Origin of the sequence: Brevibacillus fortis, assembly GCF_046196545.1 — a bacterium.
GTDB classification, from domain to species: Bacteria; Bacillota; Bacilli; order Brevibacillales; family Brevibacillaceae; genus Brevibacillus; species Brevibacillus fortis_A.
Genome location: NZ_CP176370.1, coordinates 539,433 through 556,343 on the forward strand (window position 1 = coordinate 539,433; position 16,911 = coordinate 556,343).

Below are 16,911 nucleotides of genomic sequence, written 5' to 3' on the forward strand. Positions count from 1 at the left end.
AATAAGATGAAATACATGCAAGGGGGAAATCATTTATGAAAAAGCTAGTCGTATCTGTACTTTCTACTGTGTTGGCATTTTCTTTGGCAGCTTGCGGAGGCAAAACCGAAACAGCACCTGCTCCAGCTGAAGGCGGCGCACAAGGCGGACAACAGGAAGTAACATTGAAGGTAGGCGCTTCTCCCGTTCCACATGCAGCAATCTTGAAGCTGGTTCAACCAAAACTGAAAGAACAAGGCGTGAACCTGGAAATCAAAGAGTTCACTGATTACGTACAACCTAACGTTCAAGTGAACGAGAAACAACTCGACGCAAACTTCTTCCAGCACAAGCCTTACCTGGAAGACTTCAATAAAGGACAAAACATGAACCTGGAGCCAGTAGTGGCTGTACACATCGAGCCATTCGGCGCTTACAGCAAAAAAGTAAAATCTGTGGATGAATTAGCTGATGGCGCAACTATCGCGCTGCCAAACGATCCGACAAACAGCGGTCGCGCACTCGCACTCTTGGAGAAAAACGGCGTGATCAAGCTGAAAGAAGGCGCTGGCATCAGCGGTACAGTGAAAGACGTTGTTGAGAACAAGAAAAACCTGAAATTCAAAGAAGTAGAAGCAGCAATGCTGCCGCGCGTTCTGGAAGAAGTAGATCTGGCGTTGATCAACACCAACTATGCGCTGGAAGCAAAGCTTGTTCCAACAAAAGACGCCCTGTTTATTGAAGACAAAGATTCTCCATACGCAAACTTCTTGGTAGCTCGTCCTGACAACAAGGATTCCGAAGCCATTCAAAAGCTGGTAAAAGAACTGAACTCACCTGAAGTGAAAAAGTTCATTGAAGATGAATATAAAGGCGCGATTATTCCAGCGTTCTAATTGAAGAAATAATTGATCGATCAACGAAACCCAACTGGCTCGAAAGCTGGTTGGGTTTCACTTTTATTTATAATATAGTGAATTTTTATAAAATTTGGTTAAATATATCTCGTCCCCGTTTTCAACTCATTTCTTGTCGAGTATATTGTGTGAAATGAGAAAATATAGATTAGGGGGAATTTTCTGATGAAAAGAAATCTCAGGTTGTTTCTTGGCGCGATGCTGGTCGCCGGAAGCGTGTTAGCTGGATGCTCCACGAGTACGCAGCCATCAACGACAACCCCTCCAGCTGAGGGAACCGCAGCGACAGCTGAAAAGCCTGCAAACACAAAGCCGCAGGTATTTCGGGCGAACATTATGAGTGAGCCTGCTACAGCGGACCCTGGTCTTGCGAAGGATGCCACTGCGGGAGCGATCGTTCGTGCTACGTTTGATGGCTTAACTCGCTTCGATGCAAACGCAAAGCCAGTGAATTCAGTAGCATCCGATGTGAAGCTCTCGGATGACAAACTGGTGTATACGTTTACGCTCCGCGACTCCAAATGGAGCAATGGTGATCCAGTAACTGCCCATGACTTCGTGTATGCATGGAAGCGTGCACTCGGCAAAACCTTAGGTGCCGAGTATGCCTATCAGCTGTACTACATTAAAAACGCGAAGCTGATTCACGAAGGCAAGGCAAAGCCCGACGACCTCGGTGCAAAGGCAATCGATGACAAAACACTGGAAGTCACGCTGGAGAATCCAACGCCTTACTTTCTGGAGCTGACGGCTTTCTACACGTACTACCCGGTTAACCAAAAAGTAGTGGAGGCCAATCCAAAATGGGCAAACGAAGCGGCGACACACGTAAGCAACGGTCCATTTAAGATGACAGCATGGGAGCACAAGAGCAAGATTGTTCTTGAAAAGAACGAGCACTATTGGGATAAAGATGTAGTGAAGCTCGATCGCATTGAGTTCGCGATGATCGAGGACGATAATACAGCCCTGTCCATGTTCGAAAACGGTGAGCTGGATTGGGCAGGTCAGCCACTCGGCGGGCTTCCCACCGATGCGATTCCGTCGCTGAAAGATGCGGGCAAGCTCGTTGTTCATCCAAAAGCGACGATGTACTGGTACAAGCTGAATACGACAAAAGGGCCGCTCAGCAATGTGAAAATTCGTAAAGCATTGGCATACTCGGTAGATCGTCAAACCATCGTAGATAACATCACACAAGTTGGTCAGGTGCCAACGATGGGGATGCTGCCACAATCCATGATTATCAATAAAGAAGGCTACTTCAAGGATAATGATGTAGAAACAGCAAAAAAGCTGTTGGAAGAAGGCATGAAGGAGCTCAACGTGACAAAGCTGCCTCCGATCACCTTATCTTACAATCCAAGCGACAGACATAAGAAAATTGCCGAAGCGCTTCAGGACCAATGGAAACAAAAACTTGGCATTGAAGTAAAGCTCATGGTAAAGGAGGCCACTGTTCACATACAGGATATGCATGAGCTCAATTACGAAATCGGCCGTATCGGCTGGAATGCAGACTTTAATGATCCAATGAACTACCTGGAAATGTTCCGTGATGGTAAAACAGGCAACAACGACACGGGCTGGGAAGACCCGCGCTACCAAGAGCTGCTGAAACAGGCATCGGTAGAAACTGATCCAGAGAAGCGCAAGCAACTGTTTGGAGAAGCTGAGCAAATCTTCATAGATGCTATGCCTTTGATTCCCATGTTCACGGATGTGGATGTCTGGGTACAGAGCGACAAGGTGAAAGGCGTTCAAGTGGATGGACTCGGATTTATCGACCTGAAGTGGGCAGAGATGACGGAGTAACGAAAATATAAAAATCCCGAGGTCAGGGCATTTCCTGGTCTCGGGATTCTTTTCTATTCGTAACCAAAATCAAGTGTCTTGCCTGTCTCCGCATACGTCTTGATCGACGAGAGCATCATCGGCCAATTGTTGCTGGCACTTACGTGGGAGGGGTGGTTTTCTGTCCATTGATCTTGAATCAACGTCAGTTTGGTGCTGCCACCAACCGGTTCTAAGGTAATGGTGACGCGAGACTGCAATTCTGCATGATTTTCGTAATAGGCAGGACCAGGATGTTCAGTGAAACTGAAAATGTGATGAGGCTCGAACTGCAAGATTTTCCCGTAAACATGCACCGTGTCGTCACCGTCTTTTCCCGGACCAACATAAGCCATCTCATCGCCTACTTGAAAGGTTGAACGAATCGTACAGCCAAAGAAAGTACTCTTTACGCCTTCATCGGAAGTAAGGACATGCCAGACCTGCTCTGGCCTAGCACCAATATAGTAATCGAAGCGAAGATCCATCGTTTTACCCCCTAATTTTTTCATTTAGGAATTGTAATCAAGTCTCTCAACTACTACTCTTACTATAAGAAGAATTCGGTAGTATGTATTGTAAAAACACGACAGGAGGCGCGCCTTGGAAAATCAGACTGCCAAGCTCCCAAAGGGTGTACTGCATGCCATGATTGGACAGAAGAAATTTTCCCTGGACAGATACGAGCCATCTGCCGAAATTCGCTACTTCGTGCAGCACTACTGGGTCGTCCGGTGGGATTTGCGTACGGAACTTCCTTACTCGCAAACCGTACTGGCCCATCCCAATGTGAATCTGGTGTTTGAAAAAGGAGCAACTGGCATTTTTGGGGTAGCCCGCACGACTTCCTCGCATCTTTTAGCGGGACAAGGTCACGTTTTCGGAGTGAAATTCAAGCCCGGAGGTTTTTATTCATTTCTAAATGCCCCGGTATCAAAGCTGAGTGGCACTTCTACGAGTCTGGAATCCGTATTTGGTATTGGTGTTTCAACTGAGCAGCTTGAGAAAGAAGTGCTAAGTATGCCAGATGATCAGGAAATGGTGAAAAGAGTAGAAGCCTTTCTATTTGAATATTTGCCGAAGCCTGACCCGAATGTAGCGCGCATCAGTGAAATCGTCAGGATGATCCAGGCAGATCGATCCGTACTGAAGGTCGAGGATGCGGTACAGTTGACCGGAATGAACATGAGGACGATGCAGCGTTTGTTTGATCGTTATGTAGGCGTCAGTCCGAAATCAGTCATTCAGAGATACCGATTGCACGAGGCGGCAGAGCAGATTGACCAGGGAACGGTCCAAGATTGGCTGGACCTGTCTACCTCTCTTGGCTACTACGATCACTCTCACTTCATTCGAGATTTTCGAGCAATCGTCGGCGTAGCGCCGAACGAGTATCGACGAGCTAAAATTTAATCATAGTGAACCCCTTCGTCTTTTAGGACGGAGGGGTTTTTACTGTCTCCAAATAGCTGCATAAATTTTCATGTAAGAGGCATACTTCATCGTGATGAAAATACCAATTTTATTTCCTTTAATAGAATTTGATGTTTGAATAAAACATAATTAATTTTACTTAAAATGTCTTCAATATTACTAAAAATGCAGTATATTTGTGGAGTAGCGTTCAATGAAGTTTTACCGATAGAAAAATAGGGGGTCAACACCGTGAAAAAAAGCGTTTTTGCAGCAATGAGTTCTATCCTGGTTCTTAGTGCGGCGCTGGCAGGCTGTGGCGGCGGCGGTGAGAAAGCAGGCGAGCAAGGAAATGCTTCTAAGGAGCAAACAAGTGGTCCTAAAGAATTGAGAATGAACATGATGTCCGAGCCACCAACTGCTGACCCTGCATTGGCTGAGGATTCTACTTCCAGTGCGGTTCTGCGTGCAACATTTGATGGTCTCACTCGTATTGGCGAAGATGGCAAACCACATCCATCTGTAGCAGAAAAAGTTGACGTATCCGAAGATGGTCTTACTTATACATTCACCCTGCGTGATAGCAAATGGAGCAATGGAGATTCAGTTACTGCAAAGGATTTCGAATACGCTTGGAAGCGAGCGCTCAATCCGAAAACAGCATCTAACTACTCCTACCAATTGTATTACCTGAAAAATGCAGAAGAATACAACAAGGGTAAAGCAAAAGCTGAAGATGTTGGCGTAAAAGCGACAGACGATAAAACACTCGTCGTGACTTTGAAAAACCCAACCCCATTCTTCTTGGAGCTGACTGCGTTCTATACGTACTACCCAGTTAACCAAAAAGTAGTGGAAGGCAGCGATAAATGGGCGGGCGAAGCAGCTACACACGTAGGTAACGGTCCATTCAAAATGGAAACATGGGAACATAAGAGCAAATTGGTTCTCGTGAAGAGCGATACCTACTGGGATAAAGACGCTGTAAAACTCGACAAGCTCAACTTCTCCATGGTTGAAGATGCAAATACAGAGCTGTCCATGTTCGACAATGACGATCTGGATTGGTCCGGAGCACCTTTGAGCTCACTTCCTACCGATGCGATTCCTGCATTGAAAGAAACCGGTCAAATGCAAACACGCCCGATCGCGGGTACGTACATGTACAAATTCAATACGGAAGTTCCGCCGTTCAACAACGCGAAAATCCGTAAGGCGTTTGCTTATGCAATCGATCGTAAGTCTATCATCGACAACATCACGCAAGCAAACCAAGAACCAGCTATGGGTCTGATCCCGCCAACAATGGCAGTGGCAACAAGCCCGTACTTCAAAGACGGCGATGTTGAAGCAGCGAAAAAAATGCTGGAAGAAGGTATGAAGGAAGAAGGCATTACCAAAATGCCGACCCTGACTCTTTCCTTCAATACGTCTGAAGGCCACAAGAAAATTGCCGAAGCGATCCAAGACCAATGGAAAAAAGCACTCGGCGTAGACATTAAGCTGGAGAACAAAGAATGGAAAGTATTCTTGGAAGATGTGAACCAAGGTAAATTCCAAATCGCACGTTCCAGCTGGTCTGGTGACTACAACGATCCATACACGTTCTTGGACCTGTTCAAGGACAAAGATGGCGGCAACAACGACACGAAATGGGAAAATCCGAAGTACAAAGAGCTGTTGAACCAATCTGCTCTGGAAAAAGACCCAGAAAAACGCAAACAAATCCTGGCACAAGCAGAAGCCATTTTCATGGACGAAATGCCAGCAGTTCCAATCTACTACTACACACATTCTTATGTGAAAAAAGACAAAGTAAAAGGTGTAGTACTCGACGGTCTCGGTTTCGTAGACTGGAAATGGGCAGACATTCAATAAGAAAAAGTGCATAACACGTTGTAAAAAAAGAAGGGTGCTACGGCACTCTTCTTTTTTTTGTAAACCATTTTAAGAGAGAACAATCGAGCAGAGGATAAATTAAATTACTATTGCCATTTTGCTGAATGTCGATAAAATTGGGTGAATGAAAAAATGTATCGATAAATGAGTTCTGAATCCTCAACTCTGAAAAAGCTTGATATTATGCGGTTTTTCTTAGAGGTATCGACGTAGGGATGTTCTGGAAAATTTATTTATCGATCAATATGTTTTATAATTTATTAATTCTCTTTATAAATAAATAAAAATTTATTAAATCATTCTAAAACATATTTAAAAAATATATAAAACCATGTATATTGATAAAAGATTTAGAAAAGGGGGATTACTTGTATGAAAAAGAATGTTTTCGTGGCAATGAGTTCTATCCTCGTTCTTGGCGCGGCACTCGCAGGATGCGGTGGCGGAAACCAGGCGGCACCGGCAGATAGCAACGCTTCCGGAACAAAGACAGAAAATTCTGCACCAACTGGCTCTAAAGTACTGAAACTAAACCTGCACTCCGAGCCACCAACAGCTGACCCAGGTATCGCGGAAGATACAACTTCCAGCACCATCATCACTGCTACCTTCGAAGGTCTGACTCGCGTTGGTAAAGACGGTAAATATAATCCAGCAGCAGCAGAGAGCTATACTGTTTCTGAAGACGGTAAAAAATATACATTCAAAATTCGTGATAACAAATGGAGCAATGGCGATCCTGTATCGGCAAAAGATTTCGAATATGCCTGGAAACGCGCTCTTAATCCAAAAACAGCTTCCAACTATGCCTACCAACTGTACTATGTGAAGGGCGCAGAAGCCTACAACAAAGGCAAGGGTAAAGTAGAAGACGTTGGCGTAAAAGCAATTGACGATAAAACACTCGAAGTAGAACTGGCGAACCCAACTCCATTCTTCCTGGAGCTGGTTGCATTCAAAACATACTTCCCAGTTAATCCAAAAGTAGTGGATGGCAACGAGAAATGGGCTACCGATGCGAAAACAGTTATTGGTAACGGTCCATTCAAAATGGATTCTTGGGAGCACAAGAGCAAGCTCGTCGTTTCCAAAAACGATAACTACTGGGATAAAGACAACGTGAAATTGGACAAAATCGAATTCTCCATGGTAGAGGATGAGAATACTGAGCTGTCCATGTGGGAAAACGGTGAACTGCACTGGGCAGGAGCTCCAACTTCTGCGTTGCCAACAGACGCGATCCCGGCTTTGAAAGAATCCGGCAAAATGACAACTCAGCCAATCGCGGGTACTTACTTCTACCGTTTCAATACAGAAAAACCACCGTTCAACAATGTGAAAATCCGTAAAGCGTTTGCCTATGCGATCGATCGTCAAAGCCTGATCGATAACATCCTGCAAGCTGGTCAATTGCCTGCAACAGGCTATGTACCACCAAGCATGGCGCTGAACAAAGACGGTTTCTACAAGGATAATGACATCGAAACAGCGAAGAAATTGCTCGAAGAAGGATTGAAAGAAGAGGGTCTCACCAAATTCCCTGCACTTACTCTATCCTTCAACACTTCCGAAGGTCACAAAAAGATTGCTGAGGCAATCCAAGACCAATGGAAGAAAAACCTCGGCGTTGACGTGAAGCTCGAGAACAAAGAGTGGAAGGTTTACTTGGATGATGTACACCAAGGTAAATACCAAGTAGCTCGTGCAGGCTGGTTGGGTGACTTCAACGATCCAATCAACTTCCTGGAAATGTTCAAGGAAAAAGACGGCGGAAACAACGATACTCGTTGGGAAAATCCGAAGTACAAAGAACTCCTGAACCAATCCGCTCTGGAGCTAGACCCAGAAAAACGTAAAGCAATCCTGGCCCAGGCTGAGCAAATCCTGATGGATGAAATGCCAATTATGCCAATCTACTACTATACTCAATCTTGGGTGAAGGACGACAGAGTACAAGATGTTATCATCGATGGTCTGGGTGCTGTAGACTACAAGTACGCAGATTTCGTAGAAAAGAAATAATAGCTGTGCATGTAAAAGAAGAGCGGTGTTATACTCACCTCTCTTCTTTTTTTGTCTATTTAATATCCAAATTTTTACTTTTTATTGTATACTATTTTTGGAAGATTTTATCAGGGGGTAATGGAGGGCATATGATGAAGAAGAGTGTTTTTATGGTGTTGAGTTCGGTCCTCGTTTTCGGTGGAATGATGACAGGGTACGAAGGCGCTATCCAAGCAGCTGAGCCTAAAGTATTAAGAATGAATCTGCAATCGGAGCCGCCTACAGCAGACCCAGGAATTGCGGAGGATACTACCTCTGGTACGATCATCACGGCTATATTCGAAGGTCTGACACGTCTCGGAAAAGACGGGAAGGTGCACCCAGCCGCAGCAGAGAGCTATACCGTTTCTGAGGATGGGAAGACTTATACATTCAAGATTCGTGAAGCAAAATGGAGCAACGGCGATCCAGTAACGGCACATGACTTCGAATATGCTTGGAAACGCGTGCTTGATCCAAAGACAGATTCCAGCTACGCCTACCAGTTGTATTATGTGAAAGGTGCAGAAGACTTCAACAAAGGAATCGGCAAGGCGGGAGACGTTGGAGTAAAGGCGATTGACGATAAGACGCTAAAAGTGGAACTGACAAACCCGACACCATTTTTCCCAGAGCTGGTTGCTTTCAAAACATACTTCCCTGTGAACAAGAAGGTAGTCGAAGGCAACAAAAAATGGGCTGACGAGGCAAAGACGGTAGTTGGCAACGGACCATTCAAAATGGAAACATGGGAACACAAGAGCAAGCTGACTGTCGTAAAGAACGAGAAGTACTGGGATAAAGCCAATGTAAAATTGGATAAGATCGAATTCTCCATGATAGAGGATGAGAATACGGAATTGTCCATGTTTGATAACGACGAGTTGGATTGGGCGGGTGCTCCAAACTCCTCCCTGCCAACCGACGCACTTCCGGTTTTGAGGGAAGCTGGCATCTTGAAGACACAGCCAATCGCCGGTGCCTACTTTTATCGTTTCAATACAGAGCAAGCACCGTTTACCAACGCAAAAATTCGTAAGGCGTTCGCGTATGCCATTAATCGTGAAAGCATCACCGCCGATATCCTGAAAGCTGGTCAAGTACCGGCAACAGGCTATGTACCACCAAGCATGGCGTTGAACAAAGACGGTTACTTCAAAGACAATGACCTTGAAGCTGCTAAGAAATTACTGGTGGAAGGTATGAAGGAAGAGGGTATCTCCAAACTCCCCCCAATCACACTCATCTACAACACATCCGAAGGTCATAAAAAGATTGCAAAAGAAATACAGGCTCAATGGAAGAAAAACCTCGGCGTAGATATCAAGCTCGAAAATAAAGAATGGAAGGTATACTTAGAAGACGTACACCAAGGTAATTATCAAATCGCTCGTGGAGGCTGGCTGGGTGACTTCAATGATCCCATCAACTTCTTGGAAATGTTCCAAGAAAAAGTCGGCGGAAACAACGATACGCGTTGGGGAAATCCAAAGTACAAGGAGCTCCTGAACCAATCCGCTCTGGAGCAAGACCCAGAGAAGCGCAAAGCAATTCTCATGCAGGCTGAGCAAATCCTGATGGACGAAATGCCAATCATGCCAATCTACTTCTACGCGAACTCTTGGGTGCAGAACGAGAATTTGAAAGATGTCGTGATGGATGGTCTGGGTGCTATCGATTTCAAATATGCGGATCTCACCAAAAAATAAGAATGCAGGAGAAGAGGGCTATTTTCGTTTCCCTCTTCTTTTTTTCTATCTCATGGACAAATGACCAATCCATTACGCCCTTGGCTACATAGAGTAAAAAGGAACTAACTGCAACCAGGGGGGATATTGATGGATATTGGTTCTTTGCTCAACATTGTTAAATCCATTCCTAAGGAAAAGCTGAGGACAGATGCGGGAATCAAGGAAGTCATTCGTGAAATGGCTAGGAAGTCAGGGAAAAAATTGACCGAGCAAGAGGTTAACAGTTATGCTGCGCAGTTTCGTCAGATGCAGAAAACAGAAAATGTTGGAAGTCTGTTGAATAAGCTTTCGAAAAAAGGTGTCACTGCAAAGGATTTGGAAAATATAAAAAAACGGTTTAGATAAGGGGGGAGAGTGAGGAGGGAGGTGGGATTATCGTTGAGAAAATGAAAGCGAAAAAGAAGCAGGCTGTCCCCAGGAGCAATTTGCAAGAATCGATCAACAAACTTGCGGATGCACAACATACAAGCAATGCCCAAATGATGAGAGAGATGAGTCAGGTGCGACAGGAGCTCCAGGACATGAAGAATACACTGGGACGTCTCAAACAAGCACCTCCAAGAAATACAGGCGAACGGCGAGGCCTGTTGTTTGGAGGACGAAGGAATGCCGCTCAAGTGGAAGCTGTACCCCAACCACAAAAGCCTGCCATTTCTATCGAAGATTTACTGCCGCTTTTACCGTATCTAGGCGACGCTATTCCCCAATTAAAAAACCCCAAGGTAGCCGACTCCATTAAGGTGCTGTCGAATCCAGCTGTGATTTCGCTAATCCAGCAATTTCTTGCCAACGGGGGCTTGAACATGATAAAAAAACCGGTTCAAGAAGTAAGTAGGCAAGAGAGAAGGGGATTTTTTCGATAACACATGATCAGTTGCAAAGACTGTCTCGCGGGCTTGTGGAGGCGGTCTTTTCATTTTGGTACCAAAAGACTATAAACTTTACAGATCATCTAGCGTCTAATAGAATGGTGAACGTTGCACATTGGCTGACGCCACATAACGAGAAAACAGACATCACGGAGGAGGTCAGGATGAAGAGACGATTTTACCCTCTGCTTTTTGCGCTGTTGGTCCTGCTGCTAATCCCCAGTTGGGCGGTTGCGGCAAGCAGTGCCTCAGAGGAAGCTGTCAATCTCATGATTGGTGGACAAGCAGTGAATGCTGAAGTACCGCCAGTCATCAAGAATGGACGCACGTTGGTTCCCGTCCGTGTCATCGCCGAAGGGCTAGGTGCAACCGTGGATTGGAATGACGCTACTCGAACAGCTGTCATTACCAAAGGCACGCAGCAGCTCTCCCTTACACTTGACTCCCGTTCAGCAGTGTTGAACGGCAAACAAGTGAAGCTCGATACGCCGCCTGTTATTTCACAAAAGCGTATGCTGCTGCCACTGCGTTTTGTTGGGGAGTCACTTGGCGTTACAGTCGGGTGGGACAACAGCACACGAACTGTCATTGCGAACGAAACACCACAGGTAAAGCTGAATGGCAAGGCACCAACCCAGCCGATCAAGCTGTATCAAGTGGAGGACACGATGTACGCGTCCGCACAGGCTGTAGCTGAACAAGTGGGACAAAAAGGCTTTGCGTGGAAACGACCTGAGCGCGGGATGACGATTGATGATCAGTTGGTCCTCCCATTACGTCAAATGGAGGACGAGCTCGGAGGGTCATTTGCGTGGGACAAGAAAAATAATCAGGTTGAGATCGAGCGCCTCAATATTTTGAAAGATGTATCTGAGGACGGCGATCGTGTTCGTATTGAAACGACCATACCTGTAATTCCTCAGTCCTTTGTGATGACAGGTCCTCACCGGATCGTCTTGGATCTCCCACAAACAGCATTGGATGATGATTTAGTCGAAGATCTAAAACGTCAAGACGAGAAAAACGATAGTGTAGGCGAATCCGAAGAAACAGCCTCCGCTGATGATGAAGACCAAGACAGAGATTCAGATTCTGATGAACAGAATCAAGCAGAACAAGCGAAAGAAGAACCTCTCATCGCTGACCTGCGTTACAGCCAATACAGTGCATCTCCTGACACGGTTCGCGTCGTTATTGAGCTAAACCAAAAGAGCACGTATGAGCTGGCTTACACGAAAGACGGTATCGAAGTAAAATTGACGCCAAAACCGAAGAAAACAGGCTACCTGATCGTCGTCGATGCCGGTCATGGAGGAAAAGACCCAGGAACGAAGGGCTCCGCTGGCAACAATGAAAAAGATTACAACTTGGCTGTCTCCAATAAGATTGTGGCTTTGTTAAAGCAATATCCAGAGTTTCAAGTCGTTCCCGTCCGCACGACAGATGTGTTTTATGAACTGTCAGAGCGTGTCGCTTTTGCACATGAGTTAGAAGCCGACATGTTCTTGTCTATTCATGCCAACGCATTCCCGAAACCGACGGCTGCAGGAACAGAAACTTTCTATTATAATGAAAACAGTAAAGACTTTGCCCAAGTGGTACATAAACATTTGCGTGGGGCAACGCAGTTCCCGGATCGAGGCGTCAAGAAGAGCGGCTTTTATGTGATCAAAAACACGAATATGCCTGCTGTGTTGACCGAAACTGGCTTCCTCTCCAATCCACAGGAGAACGCGCAGCTGACGAATCCGGCATTCCAAGATAAAATCGCGAAAGCTATCGTTGCGGCTATTCGTGAATACTACGAGTCTTATTAGTAAGGGGGCTTTTCACGATGAAAAAAAGTCGAGTGATCTGGATGGCAGCGTTAGTGATGCTGCTTTTGGCCGGATGTGGGCAAAACGCGACAGAAACACCACAGCCAACCACACCAGTAGAACAGCCATCTGGTTCAAAAACTGATCCATCGACAACAGAGCCGACTCTGAAAAAGCAAATGGTCACCGTTTACTATTCGGATAATAATGTGATGGAGCTGCAAAAAGAAGAGCAAGAGATCACGTTTGCAGAAGATATCGAGAAGTACAAAAAGTCACTTGCTCTGCTGGAGACGCCTGTAAAGCCAGACGTGCACATTCCACTGTGGAAAGACTTCAAGTACCATTCGATCACATTTGATAAAGGAACCCTGACGATTGATGCGGATAGCAAGAATCAGTTCAATATGGGTTCAAGTGGCGAGACGATGGCTTTGGATGCGTTGAAGAATACATTCTTTCAGTTCCCGGAAGTAAAGGAGATTGTCTTCTTAGAGGATGGAAAGAAAGTAGAAACACTGATGGGGCACGTAGATCTCTCCGAGCCACTGAAACGAGACAATTAATCATCACATAAAGGCGGCACACCCTGTTAATCGGGATGTGCCGTCTTTTTTCATAATAACGTGGTTCACGTATAGTGGCCGTCGTGGGGAGAAGAATATTTCTAGTCTAGGCTCCAGGCTCCGTCCTACTGGGGGCTGAGACTGTCCGCTTCGAAGCGATTAGCGGGGAAACGCAAAAGTGGTAGCCGCTTCGTCGCATGGGCACGTTGCGTTTCTTTTGCCCGCTAATCGCTTCTCCGCTCGGTAGGACTTCACAAGTCGCTACGTCTGGAAATATTCTTCTCTGTCGTGACTGAATACGTTCTTCATTCTTTTAAAGCTTTTAAAACCCGAATAGAACGGAAAGCTCGTAGAGGAAACAGGAGAAATAAGCGAAGATCTTTGGTACACCGACCGAGACGTAATGAAAAAAAGCGAAACAAGCTTTTAGCGTCCACCTCTGAGACGCCTCTTGAATGGACCACTTTGGACGCGGGTTTCGCTTTTTTTCATGGAGACGGGCAGTGAATCCCTCAGCGGGTGGGACAAGAAGCTGAGCGTTTTCTCCTGTTTCCTCCTCTCCCCAACAGCCGGACATCATCTTTTATGTTGGTGTTTCTTCCCGATCCGTGAAAAGAAACTTGATGGCATATACCCCAAACAAGCCTACCAGCGTATACACGATTCGACTTACGATTGACTCCGCTCCACCAAACAAGCTTGCGACTAAATCAAATTGAAATAACCCGATTAATCCCCAGTTCAGGGCACCGATGATAACAAACAGCAAGGCCAGTCGATCCATATGGACACCCCCAGAAAAGAATAGGGACATTATTCCCATGTTTGCGGTTTTACAACAGGTATTTCTCCATCTTTAAGAAAGCTTTACATTCACAACATAATACGACAACATTCCCGCTGTATAGTTTGTACTTGTAAGAGAGAAAAAAACAAACCGAACCTTTTAAGGAGGATTTTCATCCAATGAAAAAACTCAGCAAAATGTTTTTTGCGCTGACATGTGTAGGGGCATTACTCGCGGGGTGCGGAAGTGGCAACACTGCACAGACACCAGCACCGGCGCAACAACCAGCCCAGGAGCAAAGCAACTCTGGTTCGACAACAAAAACATCCGGTGAACCTGTAACAGCAGTAGGTTCTACCGCTTTACAGCCTCTGGTCGAGCAAGCGGCCAAAGACTTTATGGCAAAAAATGCAGGCGCACAAATCCAAGTACAAGGCGGAGGAAGCGGCACGGGCTTGAGCCAAGTAGCAAGCGGTGCAGCAACGATTGGTAACTCCGATATTTTTGCAGAAGAGAAAAAAGGCATTCCAGCAAACGAACTGGTAGACCATAAAGTAGCGGTTGTCGGTATGGCAGCAGCGGTAAGCCCGCAAGTAAAAGTAGACAACTTGACTAAGCAACAATTGATCGACATCTTCACTGGTAAAATCACCAACTGGAAAGACGTTGGCGGTGAAGACATGAAGATCACGCTGGTTAACCGTCCAAAATCTTCCGGAACTCGCGCGACATTCAGCAAATTCGCTTTGGATGGCAAAGAAGAAGCAGAAGGTATCACAGAGGATTCCTCCGGTACTGTTCGCAAAATCATTGCTGAAACACCAGGTGCAATTGGTTACTTGGCACTGTCCTACTTCAATGACACTGTAAAAGCTCTGAAATTGGATGGCGTGGAAGCAAACGCAGAAAACATTACAACGAACAAATATCCAGTATGGGCGTACGAGCATATGTACACCAAAGGTGAAGCAACTGGCGATGCAAAAGCATTCCTCGACTTCATCCTGACTGACGAAGTACAAAAGAAAACTGTAACAGAATTGGGCTTCCTGCCAATCACAGATATGAAAGTGGAACGTGATGCAGAAGGCAAAGTAACACAAAAATAAGCGTTATCGTCAACAGCAAAATAGAGGGGTAGGGGGGCCTTCCCCTCATTTTGCTTGCGTACAGTCGTTTTCTTTCCAGGAGGGAGAACATGAGCCATCGTACTGAAGGGGTAAATACAGAGCGTAAATCGATGATTGCGCAAAAAATGCTGACAACGAACAAGCGTCAAAAGACAGAGAATATTACTGGCAGAACGATCGCGATGATTTGTGCGGGTTTGCTCGTTATTGTTGTTTTATCGATCACCTATTTTATTGCTTCCAAAGGGCTGTCGACGTTCTTTGTCGATGGAGTAAGCTTCAAAGAATTTTTAACCCATGACAAATGGGACCCAGAAGGTGAGCCATCCGCGTATGGTGTGTTGCCTTTTATTCTTGGTTCGTTTTTCGTAACGGCACTGGCTGCTTTGATTGCCGCGCCACTCGGAATCGGTGCCGCTATTTTTATGACAGAGATTTTTCCGGGCTTCGGGAAAAAAGTGTTGAAGCCGGTTATCGAACTGTTGGTTGGTATTCCATCAGTCGTTTATGGTTATGTTGGACTAACTTTGCTTGTTCCATTTATTCGCGAACAATTTGATGTTCTTGGCTTCAGCTTATTGGCAGGGGGACTTGTTCTTGCCCTGATGATTTTGCCTACCATTACGAGTGTGGCAGCAGATGCAATTGAGGCTGTTCCGCAAGATTTGCGCAACGCTTCGCTCGCATTGGGTGCTACTCGCTGGCAAACAATTTGGAATGTCGTGTTGCATTCCTCGCTTCCTGGCTGTTTGACGGCCATTGTTTTGGGAATGTCTCGCGCTTTTGGAGAAGCTTTGGCTGTGCAAATGGTCATCGGTAACACAACGAAGCTGCCAGGCGGTTTGCTCGAACCGATCAGTACGCTCACTAGCGGTATTACATTGAACATGGGGAATACGATTCAAGGAACGCCGTATAACAATGCTCTCTGGTCAATGGCTTTGCTGCTCTTGGCGATGTCTTTCATCTTTATCGTGATTTTGCGCCTGTTGGGCAGAAAGAGGTTGGCAAAATAGATGAAAGCGAGACTGATGGACCGCGCTGCTACTGTTGTTTTGACACTGATTGCCGTGCTGATTATCGGTACCTTGGTGGGACTTTTGGGCTTCATTCTCTCACAAGGCTGGCATAAGCTGAATCTCGACTTTTTGACCTCTCCACCGGATATCGTCAATGCGGGTGGCGGGATTGGACCGCAGCTTTTCAACTCGTTGTACTTGCTGGTCCTGACCATGCTGATCGCGTTGCCGCTCGGGATCGGAGCAGGCATTTATATGGCTGAATATGCGCCGGATAACAAGATTACACAGTTTATCCGCATGAGTATAGAAGTATTGTCTTCCCTTCCGTCTATCGTAGTTGGTTTGTTTGGATTGCTCGTGTTCGTAAATATGACTGGCTGGGGCTATACCCTGTTTGGTGGAGCACTTGCGCTGACGGTATTTAACCTGCCACTCTTGGTTCGTGTAACAGAGGATGCACTGCGCAACGTACCGCGCAGTCAAAAGGAAGCGAGTCTCGCGCTTGGTATTACTAAATGGCGTACCATCGTGTCTGTCATCCTTCCAGCAGCACTCCCAGGTATCATTACGGGTGCCATTCTGGCATCTGGCCGTGTATTTGGAGAAGCAGCTGCCTTGCTGTTTACAGCGGGGATGTCTTCACCGAATCTGGATTTCACCGACTTCTCATTGAATAGTACGACCTCACCGTTGAACCCGTTCCGTCCTGCCGAGACATTGGCCGTGCATATTTGGAAGGTAAACAGCGAGGGGCTGACACCGGATGCGCGTGATGTCGCAGATGGCGCGGCTGCTGTTCTGATTATTGCCGTCTTGCTCTTTAACCTTTCCGCTCGTTGGTTCGGGAATTGGGTTTACAAAAAGATGACGTCAGGATCAAACTAA

At 46.0% G+C, this 16,911-nt stretch carries 15 protein-coding genes; 13 read left to right on the top strand and 2 right to left on the bottom strand.

Annotated features, from left to right (window positions below):
* Nucleotides 1-35 precede the first annotated feature (35 nt).
* Both ACKKE8_RS03035 and ACKKE8_RS03040 read left to right on the top strand, forming a co-directional pair.
* The gene (locus ACKKE8_RS03035; protein WP_409176873.1) at nucleotides 36-875 is read left to right on the top strand and encodes a MetQ/NlpA family ABC transporter substrate-binding protein; all 840 of its coding nucleotides are present in this window, start codon (nucleotides 36-38) and stop codon (nucleotides 873-875) included.
* A 186-nt stretch (nucleotides 876-1,061) separates the two neighbouring features.
* Complete coding sequence (locus ACKKE8_RS03040; protein ID WP_409176874.1) at nucleotides 1,062-2,711, top strand: peptide ABC transporter substrate-binding protein; 1,650 nt, start codon at nucleotides 1,062-1,064, stop codon at nucleotides 2,709-2,711.
* A gap of 53 nt (nucleotides 2,712-2,764) precedes the next feature.
* On the opposite strand, the gene ACKKE8_RS03045 is transcribed toward ACKKE8_RS03040, so the two are convergent.
* Nucleotides 2,765-3,217 (bottom strand): SRPBCC family protein, encoded by a 453-nt coding sequence (locus tag ACKKE8_RS03045; RefSeq protein ID WP_409176875.1) that lies wholly within the window; start codon nucleotides 3,215-3,217, stop codon nucleotides 2,765-2,767.
* A 115-nt stretch (nucleotides 3,218-3,332) separates the two neighbouring features.
* Between ACKKE8_RS03045 and ACKKE8_RS03050 the strand changes: the two genes are divergently transcribed.
* The 8 genes from ACKKE8_RS03050 (at nucleotide 3,333) to ACKKE8_RS03085 (ending at nucleotide 13,087) form a co-directional block, all read left to right on the top strand.
* Nucleotides 3,333-4,142, top strand: a complete 810-nt coding sequence (locus ACKKE8_RS03050) for a DUF6597 domain-containing transcriptional factor (RefSeq protein ID WP_409176876.1) — start codon at nucleotides 3,333-3,335, stop codon at nucleotides 4,140-4,142.
* Between the two features lie 252 nt (nucleotides 4,143-4,394).
* Nucleotides 4,395-6,020 (top strand): peptide ABC transporter substrate-binding protein, encoded by a 1,626-nt coding sequence (locus ACKKE8_RS03055; protein WP_409176877.1) that lies wholly within the window; start codon nucleotides 4,395-4,397, stop codon nucleotides 6,018-6,020.
* Nucleotides 6,021-6,413: 393 nt separating this feature from the next.
* Complete coding sequence (locus ACKKE8_RS03060) at nucleotides 6,414-8,063, top strand: peptide ABC transporter substrate-binding protein (protein ID WP_409176878.1); 1,650 nt, start codon at nucleotides 6,414-6,416, stop codon at nucleotides 8,061-8,063.
* A 134-nt stretch (nucleotides 8,064-8,197) separates the two neighbouring features.
* On the top strand, nucleotides 8,198-9,793 hold the full coding sequence (locus tag ACKKE8_RS03065; protein ID WP_409176879.1) for a peptide ABC transporter substrate-binding protein: 1,596 nt from the start codon (nucleotides 8,198-8,200) through the stop codon (nucleotides 9,791-9,793).
* 129 nt (nucleotides 9,794-9,922) lie between these two features.
* Nucleotides 9,923-10,180 carry a hypothetical protein gene (locus ACKKE8_RS03070; protein ID WP_007721136.1) on the top strand — a complete coding sequence of 86 codons (258 nt, stop codon included), beginning with the start codon at nucleotides 9,923-9,925 and terminating at the stop codon, nucleotides 10,178-10,180.
* Nucleotides 10,181-10,221: 41 nt separating this feature from the next.
* A complete protein-coding gene (locus tag ACKKE8_RS03075; RefSeq protein WP_409176880.1) occupies nucleotides 10,222-10,698 on the top strand; it encodes a hypothetical protein in 477 nt (158 codons plus the stop codon).
* A 170-nt stretch (nucleotides 10,699-10,868) separates the two neighbouring features.
* Nucleotides 10,869-12,521: an N-acetylmuramoyl-L-alanine amidase gene (locus tag ACKKE8_RS03080; RefSeq protein ID WP_409176881.1), complete on the top strand. Its 1,653-nt coding sequence runs from the start codon at nucleotides 10,869-10,871 to the stop codon at nucleotides 12,519-12,521.
* 17 nt (nucleotides 12,522-12,538) lie between these two features.
* On the top strand, nucleotides 12,539-13,087 hold the full coding sequence (locus tag ACKKE8_RS03085) for a GerMN domain-containing protein (RefSeq protein ID WP_409176882.1): 549 nt from the start codon (nucleotides 12,539-12,541) through the stop codon (nucleotides 13,085-13,087).
* A gap of 583 nt (nucleotides 13,088-13,670) precedes the next feature.
* Here the strand turns inward: ACKKE8_RS03085 and ACKKE8_RS03090 are convergent.
* A complete protein-coding gene (locus tag ACKKE8_RS03090; protein WP_409176883.1) occupies nucleotides 13,671-13,871 on the bottom strand; it encodes a DUF378 domain-containing protein in 201 nt (66 codons plus the stop codon).
* Between the two features lie 182 nt (nucleotides 13,872-14,053).
* Here ACKKE8_RS03090 and ACKKE8_RS03095 point away from each other — a divergent pair, with 182 nt between their 5' ends.
* From ACKKE8_RS03095 to pstA, 3 genes are all read left to right on the top strand, one after another.
* Nucleotides 14,054-14,983, top strand: a complete 930-nt coding sequence (locus tag ACKKE8_RS03095; RefSeq protein ID WP_409176884.1) for a phosphate ABC transporter substrate-binding protein PstS family protein — start codon at nucleotides 14,054-14,056, stop codon at nucleotides 14,981-14,983.
* A gap of 89 nt (nucleotides 14,984-15,072) precedes the next feature.
* Nucleotides 15,073-16,020: a phosphate ABC transporter permease subunit PstC gene (pstC, locus tag ACKKE8_RS03100; RefSeq protein ID WP_409176885.1), complete on the top strand. Its 948-nt coding sequence runs from the start codon at nucleotides 15,073-15,075 to the stop codon at nucleotides 16,018-16,020.
* Nucleotides 16,021-16,911: a phosphate ABC transporter permease PstA gene (gene pstA, locus ACKKE8_RS03105; protein ID WP_017247277.1), complete on the top strand. Its 891-nt coding sequence runs from the start codon at nucleotides 16,021-16,023 to the stop codon at nucleotides 16,909-16,911.